The 17,274-nt window shown below is 69.1% G+C and carries 18 protein-coding genes and 1 pseudogene; 7 read left to right on the top strand and 12 right to left on the bottom strand.

The annotated features are described in order from the left end of the window. Positions 1-21: 21 nt before the first annotated feature. On the bottom strand, positions 22-1,242 hold the full coding sequence (locus tag ACVTJA_RS11990; protein ID WP_465836496.1) for a Kelch repeat-containing protein: 1,221 nt from the start codon (positions 1,240-1,242) through the stop codon (positions 22-24). Continuing rightward, positions 1,239-2,108 carry a hypothetical protein gene (locus ACVTJA_RS11985; RefSeq protein ID WP_465836495.1) on the bottom strand — a complete coding sequence of 290 codons (870 nt, stop codon included), beginning with the start codon at positions 2,106-2,108 and terminating at the stop codon, positions 1,239-1,241. Before ACVTJA_RS11985 ends, ACVTJA_RS11990 begins: the two co-directional genes overlap by 4 nt. Positions 2,109-2,302: 194 nt before the next feature. Between ACVTJA_RS11985 and ACVTJA_RS11980 the strand changes: the two genes are divergently transcribed. Continuing rightward, a complete protein-coding gene (locus tag ACVTJA_RS11980; RefSeq protein ID WP_465836494.1) occupies positions 2,303-3,223 on the top strand; it encodes a ribokinase in 921 nt (306 codons plus the stop codon). On the opposite strand, the gene ACVTJA_RS11975 is transcribed toward ACVTJA_RS11980, so the two are convergent. Further along, entirely contained in the window at positions 3,199-3,960 is a 762-nt protein-coding gene (locus ACVTJA_RS11975) for a GntR family transcriptional regulator (protein WP_465836493.1), read from the bottom strand. The two genes, ACVTJA_RS11980 and ACVTJA_RS11975, sit on opposite strands and share 25 nt — an antisense overlap. 52 nt (positions 3,961-4,012) lie before the next feature. Beyond that, complete coding sequence (locus tag ACVTJA_RS11970) at positions 4,013-5,398, bottom strand: hypothetical protein (RefSeq protein ID WP_465836492.1); 1,386 nt, start codon at positions 5,396-5,398, stop codon at positions 4,013-4,015. Between the two features lie 234 nt (positions 5,399-5,632). On the opposite strand from ACVTJA_RS11970, the gene ACVTJA_RS11965 reads away from it, so the two are divergent. Next, on the top strand, positions 5,633-6,451 hold the full coding sequence (locus tag ACVTJA_RS11965) for a M57 family metalloprotease (RefSeq protein WP_465836491.1): 819 nt from the start codon (positions 5,633-5,635) through the stop codon (positions 6,449-6,451). A gap of 94 nt (positions 6,452-6,545) precedes the next feature. Here ACVTJA_RS11965 and ACVTJA_RS11960 read toward each other — a convergent pair whose 3' ends face one another. Together ACVTJA_RS11960 and ACVTJA_RS11955 are read right to left on the bottom strand one after the other, a co-directional pair. After that, positions 6,546-8,471, bottom strand: a complete 1,926-nt coding sequence (locus tag ACVTJA_RS11960) for a coiled-coil domain-containing protein (protein ID WP_465836490.1) — start codon at positions 8,469-8,471, stop codon at positions 6,546-6,548. 174 nt (positions 8,472-8,645) lie between these two features. Beyond that, positions 8,646-9,311: an O-methyltransferase gene (locus tag ACVTJA_RS11955; protein WP_465836489.1), complete on the bottom strand. Its 666-nt coding sequence runs from the start codon at positions 9,309-9,311 to the stop codon at positions 8,646-8,648. 95 nt (positions 9,312-9,406) lie between these two features. On the opposite strand from ACVTJA_RS11955, the gene ACVTJA_RS11950 reads away from it, so the two are divergent. Continuing rightward, positions 9,407-10,054: a TetR/AcrR family transcriptional regulator gene (locus ACVTJA_RS11950; RefSeq protein WP_465836488.1), complete on the top strand. Its 648-nt coding sequence runs from the start codon at positions 9,407-9,409 to the stop codon at positions 10,052-10,054. A 36-nt stretch (positions 10,055-10,090) separates the two neighbouring features. On the opposite strand, the gene ACVTJA_RS11945 is transcribed toward ACVTJA_RS11950, so the two are convergent. Beyond that, positions 10,091-11,050, bottom strand: coding sequence for a WD40 repeat domain-containing protein (locus ACVTJA_RS11945; RefSeq protein ID WP_465836487.1), 960 nt, complete (start codon positions 11,048-11,050; stop codon positions 10,091-10,093). Between the two features lie 54 nt (positions 11,051-11,104). Between ACVTJA_RS11945 and ACVTJA_RS11940 the strand changes: the two genes are divergently transcribed. Both ACVTJA_RS11940 and ACVTJA_RS11935 read left to right on the top strand, forming a co-directional pair. Further along, the gene (locus ACVTJA_RS11940) at positions 11,105-11,932 is read left to right on the top strand and encodes a hypothetical protein (protein ID WP_465836486.1); all 828 of its coding nucleotides are present in this window, start codon (positions 11,105-11,107) and stop codon (positions 11,930-11,932) included. Further along, positions 11,929-12,843 carry a type VI immunity family protein gene (locus ACVTJA_RS11935; RefSeq protein WP_465836485.1) on the top strand — a complete coding sequence of 305 codons (915 nt, stop codon included), beginning with the start codon at positions 11,929-11,931 and terminating at the stop codon, positions 12,841-12,843. Before ACVTJA_RS11940 ends, ACVTJA_RS11935 begins: the two co-directional genes overlap by 4 nt. A gap of 6 nt (positions 12,844-12,849) precedes the next feature. On the opposite strand, the gene ACVTJA_RS11930 is transcribed toward ACVTJA_RS11935, so the two are convergent. Continuing rightward, positions 12,850-13,797, bottom strand: a complete 948-nt coding sequence (locus tag ACVTJA_RS11930; protein ID WP_465836484.1) for an aminoglycoside phosphotransferase family protein — start codon at positions 13,795-13,797, stop codon at positions 12,850-12,852. Positions 13,798-14,093: 296 nt separating this feature from the next. Between ACVTJA_RS11930 and ACVTJA_RS11925 the strand changes: the two genes are divergently transcribed. Both ACVTJA_RS11925 and ACVTJA_RS11920 read left to right on the top strand, forming a co-directional pair. After that, positions 14,094-14,288, top strand: coding sequence for a hypothetical protein (locus ACVTJA_RS11925; protein WP_465836483.1), 195 nt, complete (start codon positions 14,094-14,096; stop codon positions 14,286-14,288). Continuing rightward, positions 14,285-15,133, top strand: a complete 849-nt coding sequence (locus tag ACVTJA_RS11920) for a hypothetical protein (RefSeq protein WP_465836482.1) — start codon at positions 14,285-14,287, stop codon at positions 15,131-15,133. The genes ACVTJA_RS11925 and ACVTJA_RS11920 overlap by 4 nt, the downstream gene beginning before the upstream one ends. 75 nt (positions 15,134-15,208) lie before the next feature. Here ACVTJA_RS11920 and ACVTJA_RS11915 read toward each other — a convergent pair whose 3' ends face one another. The 4 genes and pseudogenes from ACVTJA_RS11915 to ACVTJA_RS11900 form a co-directional block, all read right to left on the bottom strand. Further along, positions 15,209-15,559 carry a nuclear transport factor 2 family protein gene (locus ACVTJA_RS11915; protein ID WP_465836481.1) on the bottom strand — a complete coding sequence of 117 codons (351 nt, stop codon included), beginning with the start codon at positions 15,557-15,559 and terminating at the stop codon, positions 15,209-15,211. 88 nt (positions 15,560-15,647) lie between these two features. Then, a pseudogene (locus ACVTJA_RS11910) lies at positions 15,648-15,746 on the bottom strand (hypothetical protein); the annotation flags it as partial. Positions 15,747-15,842: 96 nt separating this feature from the next. Beyond that, on the bottom strand, positions 15,843-16,799 hold the full coding sequence (locus tag ACVTJA_RS11905) for an alpha/beta fold hydrolase (RefSeq protein WP_465836480.1): 957 nt from the start codon (positions 16,797-16,799) through the stop codon (positions 15,843-15,845). Beyond that, complete coding sequence (locus tag ACVTJA_RS11900; RefSeq protein ID WP_465836479.1) at positions 16,792-17,247, bottom strand: Rrf2 family transcriptional regulator; 456 nt, start codon at positions 17,245-17,247, stop codon at positions 16,792-16,794. The genes ACVTJA_RS11905 and ACVTJA_RS11900 overlap by 8 nt, the downstream gene beginning before the upstream one ends. Positions 17,248-17,274: the final 27 nt, after the last annotated feature.

Genomic DNA, 17,274 nt, shown 5'->3' with positions numbered 1-17,274 from the left:
CCGAGCCGTACGACTCGTGACTCAGGGGACGTACTCCACGGAGGTGCTCAGAGAGGTGTTGCCGTTGCTGCTGCCGCCGGTGATGAGCACCGCTCCAGACCTCAGGTGCGTGGCCGTGTGATAGACGCGCGCAGTCGACATACTCTCGATGGACTTCCAGCCTCCATCCGCCCGGTATATCTCCGCGGATGAGAGCGAGGTCTCGTAGTCGTCAGTCCATCCGCCCGTGACCAGCACCTCGCCCGAGTCGAGGAGAGTTGCCGTGTGGGCGAATCGGGCTTGTGTCATGTCGGCCCTGCGCGACCACGTCTGAGCGGTCGGATTGAAGAGCTCCACGACCTTGCTGACCCTCGCCGGAGACGAACCGACCAGTGAGCCGGTGACCAGGACTCCGTCCGAGGTCAGCGCCATGGCGTGACCGCTCCGGGGTTCGGACATGCCCCCCGGAAGGAGCGTCCACCCCGCATCCGGCGGGTTCGGGTTGTACACCTCGGCAGTCGATTGAGCGCCGCTGCCGTTGTAGCCACCCACGGCCAACGCCTTCCCATCCATCACGAGGAGGGTCAGCAAGGCACGCCCGTAGCGGAGTGCCCCCGCGCTCGTCCACGTGCCTGCATCAGGGTCATAGAGCGCGGTCGGGAGCTCCATCTGCTCCGCCGGGTTCGCTCCACCGACCACCAGCACCTTCCCCGAGGGCAACTGGATGGCGGCATGATCGGCACGCCCCCCGATACTCAGCGATGGCGCGGGCTCCCAGGTATCCCGGGTCGGGTCATAGATTTCGGCGCTGCTCAGGATGGTTCCACCGGCGCCCCGCCCCCCGACCACCAGCACCCTGCCGTCCGGCAGCAGGGTGGCGGTGTGGTTCATGCGGGCCGTCTGGAGGTGCTGCTTCGTCTCCGTCCAGATGTGGTCGCTCGGGTTGTACACCTCCGCCGTGTCCGTGGGGACTCCGCCCCCGGTATTTCCACCGACCACCAGCACCCGCCCATCCCTCAATTCCGTCGCCGTGTGCTCCGCGCGGGCAGTGTGCATCGTGCGCTCGTACTTCCAGCCCGGCGGCCCTCCATCCACACCGGAGTCGGGCCCGGCATCCTTGCCAACATCCGTCCCACCATCCGCGCAGATGCTCGGGTTCCTGTCGCAGAAATCATTCACCGCGTCGTCCACGTCGAGGCATCCGGAGAGCTGGAGGCCGAGCCCCAGCGCCACCGGCACCATGAAACGCAGGAGCGCCTTCATGGCCACCTCCCGGACACGAAGGCGGACGTCCCATCCGTCCCCAGCGTCACCGCCACCGGGTCCTTCGGCCCACCCATCAGGTACATGCCCGTCGCGACTCCCAGCCCCACGACGCCTCCCACCAGCAGGCCCACGCTGACCGTCTGCAGCGTGCGGGCCCGCGACGCCACGTCATGCGCGTCATCCCTCGAGCGGATGCCATCGCCCCCGCCCTCCAGCTTCGACTTCTGCCCCTCGGCGGCCACCCAGAACGCGCCACCCGCCAGCGCCAGCACGCCGCCCGCGATGGCCGGAATCCGCGCCTGCCTCCGCAACGAGGAGCGCTCTTCGGACACCTCCGCCGCGGGAGCGGACGTGGCCGCCGGCACCGCCGCCCGTGGCAGCGGCTCTCGCGGCGCATCCGCGACGCGGGACGCGGGAGGGTCCATCTTCAGCGCGTCGGGATGCTCCCCTCGCGCGGCCAGCTCCTTCAGGACCTGCTGTCGCGCGGCCTCGAAGCGCCGCCTCAGCTTGGGGGACACGTTCAGCGGCAGCTTCGCCTCCGGATTCAGGAAGAGCGCCGCCTTGAAGGCCGCGTCCGACTCGTCCTGCCGGCCCGCGCTCAGCTCCGCGAGCACGATGCCCTCGTAGAGGGACAACACCACATCGTCCTCGGGCCCCTTCGACACCTTCTTCGCGCGCGCCACCTGCTCCAGCGCCCGCTCGTACGCGAGGTCCTGTATCAGCCGATGGATGGACAGCACATACCGCCGCACGTCGGAGGAGACCTCGGCACGAGCCGTCAGCGGAAGCAGGGCGAGCCCCAACAGCAGGCCCCAAAAACAGACACCGAGCGGGATGCGTGGGATTGAAATGGACCGGGTCATGGTCATGGACTCCCAGGTTTGGGGAATACCCATGCTTGATTCCCGATAGGGGTACAAGGATTCCTTGCCCCCTGCCGGTCATCAGGACGCAGTGTGTGCGCACCGCTGAATCCTGGGTGGAACTTGCCGTCCTCGCAGCGGTGTGGACGTGGCTCGGTTGACGCTGGTGGCGGACGTGTGCTCCAGAGTCGGGCGTGCGCGTCTTCGTGGTGGCGAGCTTCGTGGAGGCCCTGTGTTGGTTCGTTCCCCGGCTCCCCATGGCGGGGGAGAGCCTCGCTGCCTCACGTCTCGAGGTGGGCCTGGGAGGCAAGGGCCTCAACGTCGCGGTAGGCCTCCACCGCCTCGGCGTGGAGGTCGACGCGCTCATCGGCTGCGGGCGCGACGAAGCGGGTGAGCGCCTCCTGCGAGTCCTCAGTGCGGAGGGACTCGACACCCGGCACGTGCACCGCTTCGAGGCGGCATCCTCCGGCCGGGGCGCGGGGTTCGTCGCCCCCGACGGTCAGAGCACCATCGCCGTCCATCCGGGAGCGAACCTGCTCCTCACGTCCGCGCACGTCGAGCGTGCCGCCGCCGACCTGGACCGTGCCCGGCTCGTGTACGGGCAGCTCGAAGCCTCCGTGGAGGTGCTCACCGCCGCGTTCCGCCGGGCCCATGAGCGTGGCATCCCCACGGTGCTCAATCCCTCGCCGTGGCAGGAGCTGCCGGCCGCGTTACGAGAGACGACGCACACGCTCGTCGTCAACGAAGTGGAGGCGTCCCGGCTGCTGGGCATCGAACCGTCGAGCCTCGCGGCACTGCGCCCATCACTGCCTACTCTTTGGACGAACTGGCCCGCGTGCCGCCGGCTGGTGGTGACGGTGGGTGAGCGCGGCTGTCTCGCCTTCGAGCGCGACGGCGACGCGCTCCAGGCACCGGCCCTCCCGGTGTCGGCCATCGACACCGTCGGGGCGGGCGACGCCTTCTCGGCCGGGCTGTGTGCCGCGCTGGCCGAAGGCGCGTCACTCCAGGAAGCGCTCGAGCTGGGCAACGCCTGCGGCGCCCACGTGGCGGCGCGTGCCGGCGTACTGGAAGCGCTCCCCAGGGGCAGGCCTCACATCCCCAGCCGCACCCGGTAGACGTAGGCGTCGCCGCGGAAGGTGCCCTCGGCGTACTCCACCAGCCGTGAGCGGTCATCGTACGTCTTGCGCTTGAAGAGCAGGCACGGCTGGGGATGCTCGAAGCCCAGGGCACGCGTCTCGGCGGACGAGCTGAGCACGGCTTCCACGGTCTGCTCGGCCGAGCGCAGGGACACGCCGCACTCCTCCCGGAGGAACTCGTAGACGGAGCCGCGGCAATCGTACTCGCCGAGCGCCGGGGCGAGGGTCAGGTCGTACCAGGCCACCTCGCGCGTCATCGGCACGCCGTTGCCCTTGCGAATGCGCACCAGCCGGAGGAAGAGCGCGTTCGACGGGCGGCCGAACATCGACGCCATGAGCCGGTCCGTCGTCACCTGTCTCTCTTCGACCTCGGTGGACGCCGTCAGCCCCATGTCCCGCATCTCTTCGGTGAAGCCACGCAGCTTGCCCAGGGCCGGCTCGACGCGCCTCACCGAGCGCACCACGCTACCGGCGCGGCCCTGGCCTCCCAGCACCATCGAGCGCCGCAGCTCGTCGTAGCAGCGCTTCACGGTGGCGCGGCTCACTCCGAGGGCCGCCGCCAGGTCGCGCTCCGAGGGGAGGTTGGCCCCCTCGCCGATGCGTCCCGCCGCGATGAGCGAGGAGAGCTGGGTGTGGAGCTGCCGCCAGGCCGGTGTACGCCCCTCGCGAACGATGCGGACCCCGCGCAGGGGCCCCTTCAGCGCCGTGACCGTCATGGCCACACCGTATACCCCGGGCCCGGCCGTAGGCGCTGGGGTGCGATGCACGTCACGGAGCGGTGGGACACGGAAGTGAAGCCGCCCCGGCCGCGGTGCGGGTCAGCCCGCGGCGTGCCCCGTCGCTGAAGGTGGAGCGCCCGACGATGAGACAGGTGCGATAGCGAAGCACCGGTGGCGTGGCGACCAGCGGCACCGAGCGCTCGTCGTTGAGCCACTGCGTATCGGCGCTGGAGCCGTAGAGGTTGCTGCTGCCCCAGGCGAACTTCTTGAAGGTGGTGGGCGCATTGGCGCTCACGCCCGAGTACTGGGCCGACTGGAAGGGCCACTCCCAGTCAGCGAACTCGTCGGACAGGAGCCGGTGTCCACTCTTCGCGCTGGAGGTGCCGCGGTTGGCGGACCAACCGCTGTAGACGAGCGCCGGCTCCGTCTCGACGAGGCCCAGCTCGTAGAGCACCGTGCCCGAGCGCGCGAGCAGGGCATGGTACGGGCGGGTGGAGCCCATGGGCTCGTCCCAGGTCCACCCTGCCGCGGTGGTGAGGTTTCCGGCGGCCGGCGCCAGCGTGGTGAAGTGGTAGGCCGAGTCACCCCACTGCACGTTGTTGAGCGGGGCATTCACATCGGCGTTGGCGAACTCCAGGACACCGTAGGGGCCGCGCACGTCGAAGGTCAGTTGACCGGCCGTCACCTGGGCCAGGTCGACCTCCACGTCGATGCGCGGCGCATTGAACCCCTTGGCGAAGTGCCAGCGGGTGGTGACCGGCAGGAGGAAGCGCCGGTGCGCGGCCGCCGAGCGTGGCGTCTGCCCGTCGACGTCGGCCATCGGCGCCACCGTGCCCCACTTCGGGTAGGTGCTGGCGAAGGCCTCGAAGCCCGAAGTCGAGGTGGCGCTCAGTGCGCTACGGGTGATGCTCACCGGGAAGCCGATGCCCAGCGGCGAGTCGTCCTCTCCGTGAAGCCCGGCGATGGTGCCCGAGCTGCCGTCGTCGAACGTGCGGCCCCGCTCATGCGCCACGAAGGTGCCGAAGCCGGCCTCGCCTCCACCGAGGCCATCCGCGGACTCGGTCCGCCACCCCGCGCCGTCGGGCACCTGCCAGGTCAGCCGCACCGCCACCCCGCCGTGCCCTGGATTGCCGTCACCCTCGCGCTTGAAGGAGACGGTGCGGGGACGGCCGGCCGCGTCCTCCCAGGTCCACGTGTCTACCTCCAGGTCCCCCAACCGCTCGCGCTTCCAGGACACGCCGTCGCCCACCGCGCCGCCCGGCGCTCCCGCGTCGGGCGAGCTGCCTGCATCGCCCTGACTGCCCGCATCCTCGGAGACGCCCGCGTCCTCGGACACACCGCCGTCCGACGGACTTCCAGCGTCCGCCGGGTCTCCGCTTTCGCTACAGCCCGCCACCAGCCAGAGGACGGCCCACACCATGCCCATATGTCGCATGATGCATTGGTATCACCATTGGACCGGTCCATTCAAATTGGAGAGCCGGGCGCGGCCATCCGCTCGGAGGGCGTCAGGCGCCTCTCGGCATGATTACGGAATATTTCGCGACTACTTTTGATACCTGATTGCGTTTACTTCGCGCGTGTTTCGCCATAATCTCGAAATGGACCGGTCCATAAACTCCAACAGAATCGTTGTGCTCCAGCCTCCAACACTTGTCAGGAGTGACCGATGGCCGCGAAAGCGACCGTATTCGCATTGATTTGTAGCGCGTGGATGTTCGGCTGCGGCGCCGAGTCAGTCGCCGTGGACGAAACGCAGGAGACCATCGCCAACCTCGAGGAGGCGGGCTTCCCGGCCAGCGAAATCACGGTCGTGGACGGTGCCGTCATCGTGGGAGGCGACATGGCGGTGAGCCTCCAGGCCTCGCGGGAGATGCTCGAGAGGGACAGCAGCAGCCAGGAGCAGTACCGCACCACCAATGTGATCTCCACCAACATCCAGTTCATCACCATCAGGTCGACGGCGGCCATCCCCATCGCAATCCGGATCGGCCTCGACGACGCGATTGCCAACTTCAATGCGCTGGGCCTGGGCTTCGACATCCGTTTCCTGCCCGAGCCGTGCGTGAATGATCCGAACTGTCCGCCCCGGCCTCCGTACGCGGATATTGAAATGATCATCAATCCCGCCACTCCCAGCACCGGGGGAGGCCTCGCCACGACCCAGGCCCCCTCGGGTGGCAAGCCAGGCGCCCTCCTTGCCATCAGCGCCTCTCTGTCGAGCTACTCGCACGACTTCATCGAGCACGTCATCACCCACGAGATCGGTCACGCGCTCGGACTGCGCCACTCGGACTACTACAACCGCGCCATCAGCTGCGGCGGAACCGCGACCAACGAAGGCGTCGGCAGCGTCGGCGCGGTCCTCATTCCGGGAACCCCGGCCCTCGCCACGGCGGGGGGCTCCATCATGAACTCCTGCTACCCCGCGGGCACGACCGGCGAGTTCACCGCGAGCGACATCACGGCACTGCAGACTTTGTACTGAGGGGGACGTCCATCGCTTACTGCTCGGCGCGAGCCCAAGGCGCGCCGGGCAGTAAGCGGTGAGGCGTTGTTCTTCCAGGCCGCGAAGTGCGGGGCTACCCCGGCCGGAAGCGGCGTTCGATTCGCGAGCGCAGCAGCGCCACCAGCTCCTGCTCGCCCTCGGCCAGCTCGGACGCGAGCGAGTCCCGGCCCGCCTTGCGGATGCCGAGCGTCAGCACGGGAGCCTCGACCGGTGCCTCGTCCTTCAGCACACGAGAGGCCGCCTTCACCACCAGGTCCGCGTGCTGCGCCGAGATTCCGTACGGCTTGAGGTACAGGTCCGCGAAGAGCTGCTTGAGCGCTCCGACAGTCAGCGCCTCGCGCGACACCGGCACGAGCTGGAAGGCAATGCCCTTCCCCGCCAGCTTCACCACCACCTCGTCGACGAGGCCGACCTTCAGCGCGAAAGGCAGCAGCGCCTCCTGGCCCTCGGACCAGTTGAAGAGGAAGTAGCTCTTCGCGACGTGACCGCAGGCCGGGCACACCAGCCCGTTGATCTCGTCCAGCCCCCGGGTGCGCATCAGGTGCACGAGGAAGACGTCCACGCCACAGCCCTTGCACTGCTCGCGCGGACCGAGGTGCGCGAGCACACGCTGCGCCAGCGTCGCGACGGTTTGACGCTCCAGCGCGATGGGCACTCCGGCGAGCAGCTCCACGGACTTGAGCTGGAGCCCGAAGCGCACCTTCCCACCCTGGTAGCGGAGCCCGAGCTCCAGGGGCGGAGGCAGCCGCGTGAGCAGCGCCTCGAAGGACGGTGCCTCCGGCCATGCCTTGGCCATGGCGGCGTAGCGCTCGGCCCAGCCCTCGCGGTTGGCGAGCGCATCCGGCGGACGCCCCGCCCGCTCGGCGAAGAAGGCCAGCAACACCAGCGCGGCCTCCCACGGGGCCCGCTCCACCGCCTCCTCCAGCGTCTGCGCGAGCGCACGCGCCTCGGAGGTCGCCCGATGGCGCTCGAGCCGCTCCGCGCCCTTGCGCACGAGGGGACTTTCGAGGACGGGGTCGAAGGTGCGCAGCGCCCCCTCGGGCTTCGCTTCGGTGAGCGAGTTCTTCAAAGCGGTCAGCTCCCGGGCCGCCCGGTCAATCCGGCCCATGCGCGCCAGGGCGTCGCGCATCGTGCGCTCGGCGTCCTCGGCGAGCTCGGTGAGAGTCTCCTGGAAATAATCGCGTCCCTGCTCCTCCCGCCCCTTCCACTCGGCATGGAGCCGGAAGGTGGACGTGGCGCGCAGGCGGTCCAGGTCCGTGAGCAGCGAGCGGCGAATCTGCGTGAGGGCGGCGCTGCGCTTCTCCACGTGCGCGAGCCGCTCGTCCGCGGACAGCGCCGTGTCGAGCAGCTCGCCCTTGTCCACGCGGAGGAGGAAGAGCTCCAGCGCGGTCCGGTCTCCCTTCTCGAAGGCGAGGTTGACCTGAATCATCAACTGGTGGAGCCGGCTCCGTTCCTCCTCCGTCCGGGCGAGGTCCGGGTGAATCAGTCGCGCGAGCTTGCGATAGAGCCGCTTGAGGGTCTGCTCCTCGGACGCGAGGTCGGGAGGCGGCGAGAGCGGCTCGGGCACGTCGTCGTCGAGCGTGGCTCCGGGCGTCCAGGGGCGCTCCTCCCCTTCCGCGTCTTCGTCCTCCCAGGCAGCCCGATACGACCGGGCCGACTTCTTCTTCCTCGCCTTGGTCTTGCGGACGGACGCCTCCGCTGACGGCGGCGCGCGCAGCTCCGCGTCGAGCCGGGCCAGCTCGTCCTGCAGCGCCTGGAGCCGCCGGACGAGGCGCTCACAACGCTCGAGGTGGGCGAAGGCCGCCGCCAGCTCGTGCTCGTAGAACGCGGAGAAGGTGGCCAGCTCCGAGGAGAGGGTCTCCACCTCCAGGTCGAGCGCGGAAATCTCTTCGAGCAATGCGTGGAGCCGCCGCTCGGCCTCGGCGACGGCAACGTCGGAATCCGTCTGGTTGCGCGCGAGGGCGACGGAGCTCACCACCAGCGCGTCTGAAGCGCTCATCCGCCGCCCTTCTACCACCAGCTTCCTCCGGGCGTCTCCATGCCTGCTCGCCTCCCCGACGAGCAGGACAGTCGCGCATCACACTTCGCGTCCCGCCAGGAGGCTCCTTCCGCTACCCGGGGTGCGCGTTCGGCGCATCCGGCGCCCGGGGGCCGCGCTGCGTGCGCGAGACGCTCAGCCGAGCCGCATCGACAGCTCCACCTCGCTCGCGAACGGCACCGACAGGTAGCCGTGCTGGGGCGAGCGGACGCGCTCCAGGTACTCCGGGCTCCAGTCCGCGTTGTCGGCGAGAATCCAGGCCCCCGGCCGCAGCCGGGCTTCGACGAGCGCGAGGATGTCCGGATAGAGGGCCTTGGCGCCGTCGAGCAGCAACAGGTCGACCTGCTCGGGCAGGCCCTTGGCGAGCGTCTGGAGCGCGTCGCCCTCGCGAACCTCCACGAGGTCCGCGAGCCCCGCCGCCTCGAGGTTCGCCCTCGCGCGGGCGACCTTCGAGGGCTCGAACTCGCTCGTAATCAGCCGGCCGCCGCCATTGTCGCGGAGCGCCGCGGCGAGGTGCAGCGTCGAGATGCCGAACGAGGTGCCGAACTCCACAATCGTCCGCGCGCGGCAGGAGCGCGCCAGCATGTAGAGCAGCGTGCCCGTCTCGCGGGAGACGGCGAGCGCGTCGTCCTTCAGCATCGCGTAGAACTTCAGGTACTCCGTCTTGCTCGACCGCAGCCGGGCGCGCTCCTCGTCCGGCATCCGCGCGAAGGCCTGGATGCTCGCGGACGAGGTCTGGTCCGCCTGCGAGAACAGCCGCTGGAGCAATGGGGCGAGAGGGGCAGTGGAAAGTGTATTCATCGGTAATCCCAATCAGGTGGGGAGCGCGTCCTTGCGCCGCGATGAGGAGTACGATTGATTGCCTGTGTTTCCCATTCGCGTTCCCGAGGCGCTTCGTGACGGCCCGTTCAACCCCACGCATTTCCTCGCGAAGGAAGCCCCAGCAGGCGCGCTCCGAGCAGCTCGTCGCCGACATCCTCGCCGCCGCTATTCAGGTTCTGGAGCGCGAGGGCGCGGACCGCTTCACCACCATCCGTGTCGCGGAGAAGGCGGGAATCAGCATCGGGTCGCTGTATCAATACTTCCCGAACAAGGCGGCCATCCTCTTCCGCCTGCAGACGGACGAGTGGCGCCAGACGGGGGAGCGGCTGCGCGGCATCCTCGGGGACTCGGTTCGGCCTCCGCTGGAGCGCCTGCGCGAGTTCGTGCACGCCTTCATCCGGTCCGAGTGCGAGGAGGTCCGGGTGCGGATGGCGCTCGACGAAGCGGCGCCGCGCTACCGCGAGGCCCCCGAGGCGCGGGAGCCGCGCGTACACGGCACGCACGTGGTGCAGGCCTTCATGCGCGAGGCGCTCCCCACGGTGCCGGAGGAGAAGCGCGTGCTCGCGGGCGACATGGTCATGATGACGCTCAACACCGTGGGAAAGCGGCTCTCGGAGGAGGACCGCACCGAGCAGGACATCGACGCCCGCGCCGGGGAACTGGCCGACATGCTCTGTGCCTATCTCCAGCAGGTCGCGGCCTCGTCCACCGGGCTGGGGTGAGACGGCTTCGCGACTTCGAGTGAGCGCCCTCCCCGCTCACGTCGCGGGCAGGGGCATCACCAGCAGCTCGCTCCGGCACGTCACGTAGATGGCGCCGTCGTGCAGGAGCAGACCTCCGATATCGGCGTGGCCGACGTCATGGACGGCGAGGCACTCGGGCGAGTCGAGCGACCAGAGGCGCACGGTGCCGTCGGAGCTGCCGGTGCACAGCAGTCCGCGCGATGGCTCGACGGCGACGGCGTCGACCCAGTGAGCGTGGCCGTGCCACTCCCGCACGACGTGGCCGGTGCGGCTGTGAACCATCCTGGCCACGAAGTCCCAGCTCCCGCAGAGCAGGTGCTCTCCATCGGGGTGCCAGGTCAGCGCGGGAATGAGGTTTTTCGGGCGGTCCCACACGATGCCAAGCTGTCGCTTGCGCTCCTCGGAGAGTGGCGCATGTCGCGCGGTCGCCTTCGGCAGGTGGAAGCTGGCGCGAACATCGAGCGTGGGGCCGTCGAGCAGGAGCACGACACCGTCATGCCCACTGACAGCGACGAGGCCGCTCGCATCGTTCTTCGCGAGCCCGTAGAGCGGCAGGGTGTCGAGCATGCGCAGGCGCTCACCCGTCCACGCGTCCCATACCTGCGCGGTGCTGTCGCCGCTGATGGAGAGGACGCGGTCCCCGGAAACGAACGTGGCGGCCTCTACCGGCTCCCCGTGCCCGGCGAAGGTCTGGATGCAGCGCCAGTCCGTCGAGTCCCAGATGGCGACACCGCGAAGCTTGTGGGCTTCGAGCACGCGCCCCAGCACCGGCTCGCACGCCAGACGGAACGATGACTCACCGATGGCGCCGGTCTTCAGCACCTGTGAGCACGCCCCTGTCGCGAGGTCCCAGAGGAAGATGCGGCCACGTCCGCTGGCGGCAACGTGGCGCCCGTCGGGCCACAACATCGGTGGCCCCAATGGGTCTCCAGACTTTTCGTCCGGGTCGAGCTTCTGGCGATAGCGGCGCCACATGTCACCAACCTACAGCAGTTGCTCGAATCCAGGTTCTGGGTTTCCGTGCTGGGTATGAGCTTGCTCTCGCAGCGCGTCCTCCTGCTTCCCGCACTTGTCCTGCTGACGGCCTGCGCCACCGTCCCGCCACAATCCGGTGCATCGTCGTCGCGCGACTTGCGGCTGGACACCTACTCCACCCACTGCGGCAAGTACCCCGCCACGTGCACCGAGCTTGCGGAGAAACAATCCGCTGCATCCAAAGCACTGACCGTGGCTTCTGGTGCCACCCGTGCCGCCCCAGTCGTCGCCGCGCTTGCGCTTCGCGACACGGAGCCTCAGGACGAGCTGGAGCGGCGATTGGAGGAATGCGCTGTTCAGGCCGACCTGGAGGTCAACCGTCGCTGGTTTGGAGGCCGGCGCCCCAACGATGACGAGTGCTTCGAGGAGGTCGAGGTGGAGGTGGAAGGCTGCCTCGAATCCATGACACGCGCGGCGGCGCTGGGCCATGAGAAGCATGCCGTGGCGCTGGCCTGCGCCCGCCGGGTCCTGGACGAGGAGTGGGGCGACCTCTACAGCATCGAGCCGCGTTACCGCTTCTTTCGGCAGCCCCGCTTACTGGAGAGCGTGAGCCGCGAAGAGGAGAAACGTCTGTTGGCCAGCGGCTGTAAGAGGGGCCTGTGGCGGACCATCAAGCCTGACATCGTCCTCCACGGCAGGGACAACCAGCCACTTGCATGTCGGGTCTTCGACTTCAAGTTTCCGTGCCTGGAAGGCAAGCAGCCGCAGTGGACACGGTATGGCCCGAAAAGCGCCTTTGCTGGAGCCGACCAGGGAACCATCTACATGGAAGCGTTGAGCTGCCGGCCCGTCATCATCTCGCCGGCGGGAGTCTTCCGGTGACAGCGACGCTTCCCTCCTTCCGCATCCACGACAGCCGGGGCCGCGTGGTGCTTCGCGATGGCCTCCTGTTCTCCTTCTTCATGAGGCGCTCCCACGGAGACGTGGCCGCGGGCCTGTGGCGAGCCTTGCAGACCTACCGCGCCGCCGTCCCCGCCCAGGCATTGAACTGGTACGTCATGCCGGATGGAGAGTGGGCGCCCCTGGACGACGCGGGCTGGGAGTCCGTCCGCCAGGAAGTCCTCGAAAGCCCCCGGCCCACCGGAAGCGAAGCGCGCCTGCAGGAGAGCCACGACGAAGTAGGGGCCCACAACTTCGAGTACTCGGGCAAATGGCTGGATGCCCCTGCGTGGCAGGGCAACGAAGAGGCTGTCAGCGCAGCGGCCTTCACCCTCCCCACTGAATTCCTGTTGGAGCACGGCCCCGGCCGCGTACGCGAGCTCGCGCTCGCCCTGGCAGCGGAGCTGCCCTGGAGCTTTGGCTACGTCAGCCCTGCGTTCGTCTCCCCGGGTGGCCTTCGCAGCGCCGCCAGGCAAGCTGTCCAGGAACTCTGCCTTCGCTATCCGGGCCTGGATGTCTACAATCTCCGCCCCGCGGCCCGGTCCATTGGCACGCGGGCCCGAGGGGCCTACTGGCTGACCTTCCTGGGCTCGCCACTGCTGGAGCAACTGGGCGGCCCCGAGTCCCTTCGCCAGCGACTTCCCCCCTCCGTTTCCCTCCAGCCTCTGGGGGATGGGCGCCTCCTGCTATCCCTGGGCGAATGGCCTCGGGCGGGTGACGCATCTGCACAGGACGACATGTCTCCCTACCGTGCACTTGCCCGGGTGCTCGATCCCCAACTCCATCAGGAGAGCACTCCCTGGCTGCTGGACGAGGCCTTCGAGCGCCGCTGGCTGCGCCGATTCTTGGACTGAACTCGGTCATCCCGGGTCCACCGCTGCCCAGGCTTCGGCCACCGTGAGCATCTCTTGGCCTCCCTCCAATCCAATCCGCAGGCACAGCAGGCCCGAGGAGGTGCACTCCATCAGGCCCCATTGCCAGACCGCATCCGGGTCCGCTCCCGTGAGTGCCACCATCCGGTCTCGCCGCGCCCGGCCCAGCGCCACGGGGTCGCCCGCCAACAGCTCGGCAGTCCACTCGCGCATGAGGACTCCCACGTCGTAGGCCTTCTCGATGAAGAGCCCATCCGGGTCGATGAACTTGAACCGCTCCTCCCCGCCTCCGGGGACGCTCAGCGTGTTCCATGAGTGGGCATCGCCATGGCCCAGCACCGCCGTGTCCGGATTGAAGGCCCGCCGGCGTGCCTCCGCCGCGGCCAGGGCTCGCGACACCAGCCGCTCGGAGCACGGCCGCCCCATTGCCTCCCAGTACTGTTGGATGAAGACCGCCAGGCGCTCGGCCTTCTCCGCTCCGGAAGTGAAGACCGACGGCTCATCGGCCCGTGCCCAGGCCGAGTTCAGCGTGGCGCAGATGGCCTTCATCTCCGCCTCCGCGGACCACCCCAGTGCGGCCAGCGGCGTCCCCAGTCGCTCCAGCAACATGGCGCCCCGCGCCCGGTCATGACGGTAGACCTCGGCGTAGCCTCGCCCCTTCGCCGCCAGCAGGGCGTCCAGCTCCCGCTCCGTCGGCTCCCGCGTCGGCCCGACAATCTTCAGCACCGCCTCGCGGCCGTCCGTGAGCGAGACCTCCATCACCAGCGCATCCGTGCCGCCCGTGAGGACTCGCCCCGGCTCCAGCCCCCAGTCCCCGACCAGCCCCCCCAGGACACCCGGCAGCTCCGCCAGCCAGGCCTCTCCCACGGCGCCCAGCGCCAGGGCCCTGAGCCGCACCGGCTCCGGGATTTCGAGCCCGCTACGCCTGGCTGTCATCGGCCACCTCCTGTGCTTCCCCGAGTCGGGGCTCTCGCCATTCAATTACTGGAATTGCGGTGAGACACCGAGAATTGCGGAGTAGTCGGCACGCACTGCTGGAATACCGGGCAGGCAGGCAGTCATGCGGAGCGCCGTCATGACGCGGGGCGTTCGTTGCGCTGGCGGACGAAACATGTTCAGGACAAACTGCGCGCCGTCCTGCAACGCGAGCGAGGCGTTCCATTTCAACGACAGGCACACCGGCCCCCGCCGGCACTTGGCAAGAGGGCATCGAGCGTCAGCTCGGAGCGCTGTTGGGTGACTTCACGGCGAAGATGGCGATGCAGACCGCCGCGCTGCGCAGCGCGAAGCGCCCGTTGGAGCAACTTACTCCCGCGGACCTTCCCGCGCTCATCGAGGGCCTCCGGCCCATGCTCAACACCTTCCTGGGCGCCGCGCGCGCCAAGAGCGTCATCGAACAACTGTCGCTCCATCCGGAGATGCGATGAACCTCCGTTTCAATGAGCGCACGGCGGCGGCGATTGGCGCCGGCCTGGTCCTGCTGCACGCAGGTGCCGTGCTCTTCTCGCTCCAGTCCCCCGAGCGACTCCCGCTCATCCACCAGCTCGCCGGGCTTGCCGCCTCGCTGCTGAGCACCGCGGGCACGGTGATGGCGGCGCGCGCCTTCTCCCCGGGGGACTACCTGCGCCGCGTGTGGACGATGTTCGCCATCTCCGCCGTGCTGCTCTTCGTCGCGTCCTCGCTGCGCGTGGGGTGGATGCTCTCCGTTCAGGACGTGCCCTTCGAGCACTCGCCGCTCGCCCCCGTGCGCACGCTCGCCGTGGTGGTGCTGAACGTCCTCAACCCCGGTGCGCTCGTGCTGCTGGCGCTCACCTACCGCCGCTCGGGCCTGCAGCCGCCGCGCAGCTGGAGGACGAACGCCCTGTGGGCGCTGTGCGCGGCGGTGGCGCTGGCCATCGTGCTGCCGCACCTGTCGAGCAACGTGAAGCTGCTCCTCGACGGCGGCGCCTCCGTTCCGCAGACGCTCGCCAGCGTCGTCTCCGCGCTCGGCGACATCGTCACCATCGTGCTCGTGGCGCCCATCCTCCGGGTGGCCTACATGATGCGCGGCGGGAAGCTCGCCTGGGCGTGGTGGGCCATGGCGGCCTCGGGCGCCATGTGGATTGTCTACGACGCGCACCAGTGGGACCGCGTCCAGGGCTCCCTCGCGCTGCTCGCCGTGGCCCGTACCGCGGCCATCTGCCTCAAGGGCCTCGCGGGCGTGCTCCAGTGCGTGGTGCTGGAGCCCGAGCCCGTGAAGCCGGAAGCCGCCGCATCGCTTCGCGCCGCCTAGCCGGCGCGCCCGGCCTCCGCGTCTCCGCGCAGGGGCCGGGCTCCTCCCCGTTCGGACAAGAGCCCCTGGGGAGCGTCAGCGCTTCGCCAGGATGGACCTTGGGTCGAAGGTGACGCGGATGCTGTTGATGCGTCCGTTCTCGACGTGGCTCCAGTTCGCCACCGGTACGGGCGCGCCGTCGTAGGGGAATATCTCGGACCAGGTGAGCACGTCGTTGCCATCCACGAAGCGGTGCAGCACCGTCGTGCGCGGCGACACCTTCCACATTCCGTTGACGAGCCCCTTCACGCACGCCTCCGCGCCCTCCGCCGTGCCGAGCGCGCCAACGAAGGTCACGTTGGACGCCAGCGTGCCTCGCAGCTTCGCCTCGTCCTTCGTCTCCCACGCATCGAAGTACGCCTTCACCACGTCCGCGGGACTCTCCATGGTCATCCTCCTGGGCAAGCGACGGTGCATCCCGTCATGCGCCTCGGATGCTCGGCCACGCTGTTGACAGCCTCATGTCAGGTTTGAGTCACCCGGCTCCCGTTCCGTTCGCGGCGCGGGCCCTCGCCAGAATCTCCCGCACGACGCCCGTCTTCGCGTCGGCGTAGTTCTGCACGTACTTCCACTCCCGCTTCGCGAGCTCACGTTTCGTGGCGGCGTAGCGCTCCCGGTCCTCGGGATGCGTGCCGCCTCGTCCGCAGAGTCCGCCCCGGAGCGACTTCCGTCAGCCGGGCAGCCTCTCCAGGAACGCCAGCAGCGCCGCGTTGACCTCCGCCGCGCGCTCCTGCTGCACCCAGTGGCCCGCGCCCGGGATGACGCGCACCTCTTCGAGCCGGGGCACCAGCGGCTTCATCAGGTCCACCGGAGCCATGGCGCGCGCCGGGTCCTTCTCCCCGATGAGGAAGAGGGCGGGCTGCTCGATTCGAGCCGTCGCGAGCCCGGGCAATTCCTCCCAGTCGCGGTCCATGTTGCGGTAGCGGTTGAGCCCACCCCGGAAGCCGCTGCCCTGGAGCTCCCCCACCACGTACGCGAGGTCCGCCTCCGTGAGCCAACCCGGAAGCGTGCGCGGCACCTCGAGTCCCGTGAGGAATCCGTCTCCCTTCTTCCGGGCCCGTACGACGTCGTTCGTCGTGTCGAAACCGGCGACGCCCGCGAGCAGGGTGCGCATCGTCCTCGGGATGTCCGCTTCCAGCTCGGCCTCCGCGACGCCCGGCTCCTGGAAGTACAGGATGTAGAACCACTGCTCTCCGAACATGCGCTCGAAGAGCTGCGTCGGCGGCATGGGCGGGCGACCGAGGTACGGGACGCTCATCCCGACGACGGCGCGGAAGCGGTCCGGATGGAGCGCGGCGCAGTTCCACGCCATCGTCGCGCCCCAGTCGTGGCCGACGACGATGGCCGTCTTCTCCCCGAGCGCATCCAGCAGGCCGACGCAATCGGCGAGCAGGTGCTTCATGCTGTACGCCTCGAGGGCCTCCGGCTTGTCGCTCTGCCCGTAGCCGCGAACGTCGGGCGCGACGGCGTGGTAGCCGGCCGCCGCGAGCACCCGGAGTTGATGGCGCCACGAGTACCAGGACTCGGGCCAGCCATGGAGGAGCAACACGAGCGGTCCTTCACCAGCCTCGGCGATGTGGAGACGGACGCCGTTCGTCTCGACGGTGCGGTGCGTGATGTCAGCCATGGGCAGTCGTTCCCTTCTTCGTGGCCCGAGCGTGGTTGCGTTGAACGGTCTTCCCGAGGTCCGCCACCGAGATGCTCCGGAGCTGCTTCATCAGGAGCGCTTCGGCATCGCCGAGGACCTTCCCGAGCGCGCCGTTGACGGCCTGCTCGACGAGACACCCGGGGCTCTCGTTCCGATGGCCGATGCTGAACAGGACGGGCGTGCCGAGCGCCTCGTACACATCCGCGAGCGTCACGGACTCGAGCTTGCGCGCGAGCGACCATCCGCCGCCATGTCCCTTCTCCGAGCGCATGATGCCGGCCTCGCGCAGGCCCGCCATGGTCCGCCGCACCACCACCGGGTTCGCCTTCATCAACTTTCCGATGGCCTCCGACGTCACCACGGGCCCCATCTCCTCCATGTGGAGGAGCACATGGAGCGCCACCGACAGCCGGCTGTCCCGTCTCATGTAACTTCTTATGTTGCGTGAGCGCCA

This window comes from Pyxidicoccus sp. M6 (genome assembly GCF_055568925.1).
This window is presented reverse-complemented; position numbering and strand designations above follow the sequence as displayed.